Annotated in this window: 3 protein-coding genes; all 3 read left to right on the top strand. The window is 68.3% G+C overall.

Annotation, left to right across the window (positions count from 1 at the left end; all coding sequences use genetic code 11):
* Positions 1–5 precede the first annotated feature (5 nt).
* From kdpA to kdpC, 3 genes are read left to right on the top strand one after another with little or no spacing between them, the layout of a single operon-like run.
* On the top strand, positions 6–1,715 hold the full coding sequence (kdpA, locus tag AC04L7_RS12735) for a potassium-transporting ATPase subunit KdpA (protein WP_435996698.1): 1,710 nt from the start codon (positions 6–8) through the stop codon (positions 1,713–1,715).
* A gap of 10 nt (positions 1,716–1,725) precedes the next feature.
* Positions 1,726–3,786, top strand: coding sequence for a potassium-transporting ATPase subunit KdpB (gene kdpB, locus AC04L7_RS12730; RefSeq protein WP_475513129.1), 2,061 nt, complete (start codon positions 1,726–1,728; stop codon positions 3,784–3,786).
* 9 nt (positions 3,787–3,795) lie between these two features.
* Positions 3,796–4,398 carry a potassium-transporting ATPase subunit KdpC gene (gene kdpC / locus AC04L7_RS12725; protein ID WP_435996702.1) on the top strand — a complete coding sequence of 201 codons (603 nt, stop codon included), beginning with the start codon at positions 3,796–3,798 and terminating at the stop codon, positions 4,396–4,398.
* The last annotated feature ends 271 nt before the right edge of the window (positions 4,399–4,669 follow it).

Raw genomic sequence — 4,669 nt, 5'->3', positions numbered from 1 at the left:
CTCCCATGACTGAATTCTTCCTTGTGTTCGCGCTCGCGATCGCGCTGGGCTGGCCGCTGGGCCGGTATCTCGCCGCGGTGATGCGTGGTGCGCCGATGCGCGGCGACCGTTTGTTCGGTCTGGTCGAACGCCCCCTCTACGCACTGCTCGGCGTCGACCCTTCGCGCGGCATGGGCTGGAAGGGCTATGCCAAGGCCTTCCTGCTCAGCAACCTGGTGCTGGGCGTGATCGTGTGGGGCGTCCTGATGACCCAGGCCTGGCTGCCGCTCAATCCCAACGGCATCCCCAACATGCGTTGGGACCTGGCGCTGCACACGATGGTGTCGTTCCTCACCAACACAAACCAGCAGCACTACTCCGGCCAGGCGCAGCTGTCGTACCTGGCGCATGCCAGCGCGATCGTCGGCCTGCAGGTGATCACGCCGATGATGGGGCTGGCCCTAGTCGCGGCCACCTTGCGCGGCCTGTTCGGCGGGCGTGGGAAGAGCGCTGCAACGACGGACACCACCACGAACGGTGAAGCCGATGTCGGTAACTACTGGGCCGATGTCATCCGTCCGACCGTGCGCTTCCTGCTGCCGCTGTGCCTGGTGTGGTCGCTGGCGCTGACGAGCCAGGGCGTGCCGGCCACGTGGGACGGCGGTCCGGTTGCCACCCCGATCGACGCGAGCGCGGAGATGCCCGAGCAGAAGATTCCCTTGGGCCCGGTCTCGCCGATGGTCGCGGTGAAGCAGCTCGGGACCAACGGCGGCGGTTGGTATGGCCCCAACAGCGCCGTGTCGCTGGAGAACCCAACCCCGTTTTCCAACCTGCTGGAGACGCTGGCCCTCATCCTGATCCCGGTCAGCATCGCCTTCATGGTGAGCGGCTTCACCGGCCGCAGGAAATTCACCGCGCTCGTGTTCGGCACCATGCTGACCATGTCGGTGATCTCGACCGGTGCGGCCGTGTGGTCGGAGAGCTATTCCGCCACATCGAGCGACATCGCGCTGATGGAAGGCAAGGAAGTGCGCTTCGGTGCCGCACCGTCCGCGTTGTGGGGCGCACTGACGACGCAGACCTCGAACGGCTCGGTCAACGCGATGCACGACTCGCTGGCGCCACTGACCGGCCTGGTGACGATCAGCAACATGCTGGTGAACAGTATCTGGGGCGGCATCGGCTGCGGCCTGCAGCAGTTCCTCGTCTACCTGCTGCTAAGCGTGTTCCTCGCCGGCCTGATGACCGGCCGCACGCCGGAACTGTTCGGGCGCAAGATCGAAGCGCATGAAGTGAAACTGCTCGCCGCGTTGGTGCTGCTGCAGCCGCTCGCGTTGCTGGCGTTCACCGCGATCACGCTGGCCGTGCCGTCCATCACCGGCAATTCCAATCCGGAGTTCCACGGCATCAGCCAGGTGTTCTACGAGTATGTCTCGGCGTTCGCCAACAACGGTTCCGGCTTCGAGGGCCTGGGCGATGCGACGTACTGGTGGAACCTCAGCGCGTCGCTGATGCTGGCGCTCGGTCGTTACCCCGCGCTGATCATCCCGCTGGCCATCGCCGGTTCGCTGGCGCGCAAGCGCGCCACGCCCGAAGGCCCCGGCACCCTCCAGGTGGAAACCCCGACCTTCGCGCTCACCCTGATCGCCGTGGTCGTCATCCTGACCCTGCTGCAGTTCATGCCCGTGCTGGTCCTCGGCCCGATCGCCGACCACCTGGCCCTGAGCGCGCTCTGAGAACACCGACATGACTTCTTCCTCCTCACGCTCCGCCGGCCGTGCGCCGGCCCTGCTCGACAGCGCGGGCTTCCGTGCTGCCGTCATCGGCTCCTTCACCAAGCTGGCCCCGCAGCACGCCTTCAAGAACCCGGTCATGGCCGTGGTCTGGCTGGGCACGCTGCTGACCGCCGGCCTCACCTTGGCCGGTACCACCACGGCGGGCATCGGCTGGTCGGTGACCGCGCTGCTGTTCGTCACCGTGYTGTTCGCCAACKTCGCCGAAGCCGTCGCCGAAGCGCGTGGCCGCGGCCAGGCGGCGTCGCTGCGGCGGGCCCGCAAGGATCTCGTCGCACGCCGCATCGACACGCCGCTGGGCGGTGCCGAGCGTCGCATCCCCGCGGCCGACCTGAGGCCCGGTGACTACGTCATCGTGTCTGCCGGCGAACAGATCCCGGCCGACGGCGAGATCGTCAAGGGCCTGGCCACGATCAACGAATCCGCCGTCACCGGCGAATCCGCCCCGGTGCTGCGCGAAGCCGGCACCGACCGCAGCGGCGTGATCGGCGGCACCAAGGTGCTGTCCGACGAGATCGTGGTGAAGATCACCGCTGAGCCCGGCCACAGTTTCCTGGACCGCATGATCTCGCTGGTCGAAGGCGCCAACCGGCAGAAGACGCCGAACGAGATCGCGCTGGGCCTGCTGCTGCTGACGATGACGCTGACGTTCCTGATCGTCGTGGTCACGCTGCCCTTCATCGCGGGCTTCGTGGGTGCGAAGCTCGATCCGCTGCTGCTGGTCGCGCTGCTGGTCTGTCTGATCCCCACCACCATCGGCGGCCTGCTGCCGGCCATCGGCATTGCCGGCATGAACCGCGCGCTGGCGGCCAACGTGCTGGCCAAGTCGGGCAAGGCGGTGGAAGTGGCCGGCGATGTCGATGTGCTGCTGCTCGACAAGACCGGCACCATCACCCACGGCGACCGCCAGGCCACGCTGTTCCATCCGCTGGCCGGCATCGACCGCGAGCAGCTGCGCGACGCCGCCATGCTGTCCTCGCTGGCCGATCCCACGCCGGAAGGCAAGTCGATCGTGAAGCTGGCGCGCGAGCAGGGCGCTACCCCGGCCGATCCCGAGCGTGCGCAGTTCATCGCCTTCACTGCGCAGACCCGCATGTCCGGCGTGGATCTTCCTGACGATGGCCGCGGCCACGTCCGTGTCATCCGCAAGGGTGCGATGGACGCGATCCTGAAGCATGTGCAGGCGCTGGGCGGCAGCGCGCCGGCCGAACTCACCGCGCGCGTCGAGCAGGTCGCCCGCAACGGGGCCACGCCGCTGGTCGTCAGCGACGGCAACCACGTGCTCGGCGTGGTCGAACTCTCCGACGTGGTCAAGCACGGCATCAAGGAAAAGTTCGCCCACATGCGCGCCATGGGCATCCGCACGGTGATGATCACCGGCGACAATCCGTTGACCGCCGCCGCCATCGCCGCCGAAGCCGGCGTGGACGACTACATCGCCGAGGCGCGCCCCGAAGACAAGCTGGCGCGCATCCGCCAGGAACAGGCCGGTGGCCGCCTGGTCGCGATGGTCGGCGACGGCACCAACGACGCACCGGCGCTGGCGCAGGCCGACGWGGGCCTGGCGATGAATTCCGGCACGCAGGCGGCGAAGGAGGCGGGCAACATGGTCGATCTCGACTCCGACCCGGCCAAGTTGCTGGAGGTCGTCGAAGTCGGCAAGCAGCAGCTGATCACGCGCGGCGCGCTGACCACGTTCTCGCTGGCCAACGACGTGTCGAAGTACTTCGCGATCCTGCCGGCGCTGTTCGCCTCGGCAATCCCTTCGATGGGGGCGCTCAACGTGATGCAGCTGTCCAGCCCGACCAACGCGGTGATCGCGGCGCTGATCTTCAACGCCATCATCATCCCGCTGTTGATCCCGCTGGCCCTGCGCGGCGTGCGCTTCCGCCCGGCCGGCGCCACCGCGCTGCTGCGCCGGAACATGCTGGTCTACGGCGTCGGCGGCGTGCTGCTGCCGTTCGCCGCCATCAAGCTCATCGACCTGTTGCTGGCCGCCGTCACCGGCGCCTGAGGATTTCCCATGAACACCCCTTCCGCTTCTTCCGTCGCCGCCGCGCCCCTATGGCGCCCGGCCCTCGTGCTGGCCGGCGTGGCGTTGCTCGGCTTCGGCCTGCTGTACTCGCTGGCAGGTGCCGGCCTGGGTTCGTTGCTGTTCCCGCACCAGGCCGGCGGAAGCCTGATCGAACGCGACGGCAAGGTGATCGGCTCGTCGCTGGTCGCCCAGCCGTTCACCGACGACCGCTATTTCCAGTCGCGCCCTTCCGCCGCGAAGTACGACGTGATGGCGCTGGCCGGCAGCAACCAGGCGCGCACCAACCCCGACCTGCGTGCGCGCCTTGACGAGGCCCGCACCGCCATCGCCACGCGCGAAGGCGTAGCGCCCGACGCGGTGCCCAGCGATCTGGTCACCCAGTCCGGCGGCGGCATTGATCCGCACCTGTCTCCGGAAGCCATCCGGATCCAGATCGCCCGTGTCGCCCGCGTACGCGGCCTGCCGGTCAGCGAGGTCGAGCGCCTGGTCGCCGCGCATACCGAGGCCCCGCAATTCGGTTTGCTGGGCGCTGCGCGCGTCAACGTGCTGGAACTCAACCTCGCCCTCGATGGCGTGCGAAAACCGGAGTAATCCCCATGGATCACGACCGATGTCCCAAAGGTCTGGCAGGCCACCAGCGACGCGTCGGCGCCCGGCGACGAGCGCTGGTGCTCCGTGCCGCGCTGTTCGCGGCCGCGGCCGGCTACGCTTTGGTCATCGTGGCGCTGGCGCGCAATGTAGCCGCGGGATGATCTTCGTCCTTCGCAGCTCTTGCGGGCAGCAGGCGAATCATCACGCGACGCGGTGCGGTTGTTTCCCTCTCCCCGCCTGCGGGGAGAGGGTGCCGAAGGCGGGTGAGGGG

It is taken from the genome of Pseudoxanthomonas sp. LjRoot204_2, from assembly GCF_056175765.1.
The sequence above is the reverse complement of the archived record's forward strand: the minus strand, read 5'-3'. Positions and strand labels throughout refer to the sequence as shown.

Bases quoted from the DNA above. Each gene is read 5' to 3' on its own strand.
- kdpA (WP_435996698.1), top strand. From the start codon at position 6: ATGACTGAATTCTTCCTTGTGTTCGCGCTCGCGATCGCGCTGGGCTGG.
- kdpC (WP_435996702.1), top strand. From the start codon at position 3,796: ATGAACACCCCTTCCGCTTCTTCCGTCGCCGCCGCGCCCCTATGGCGC.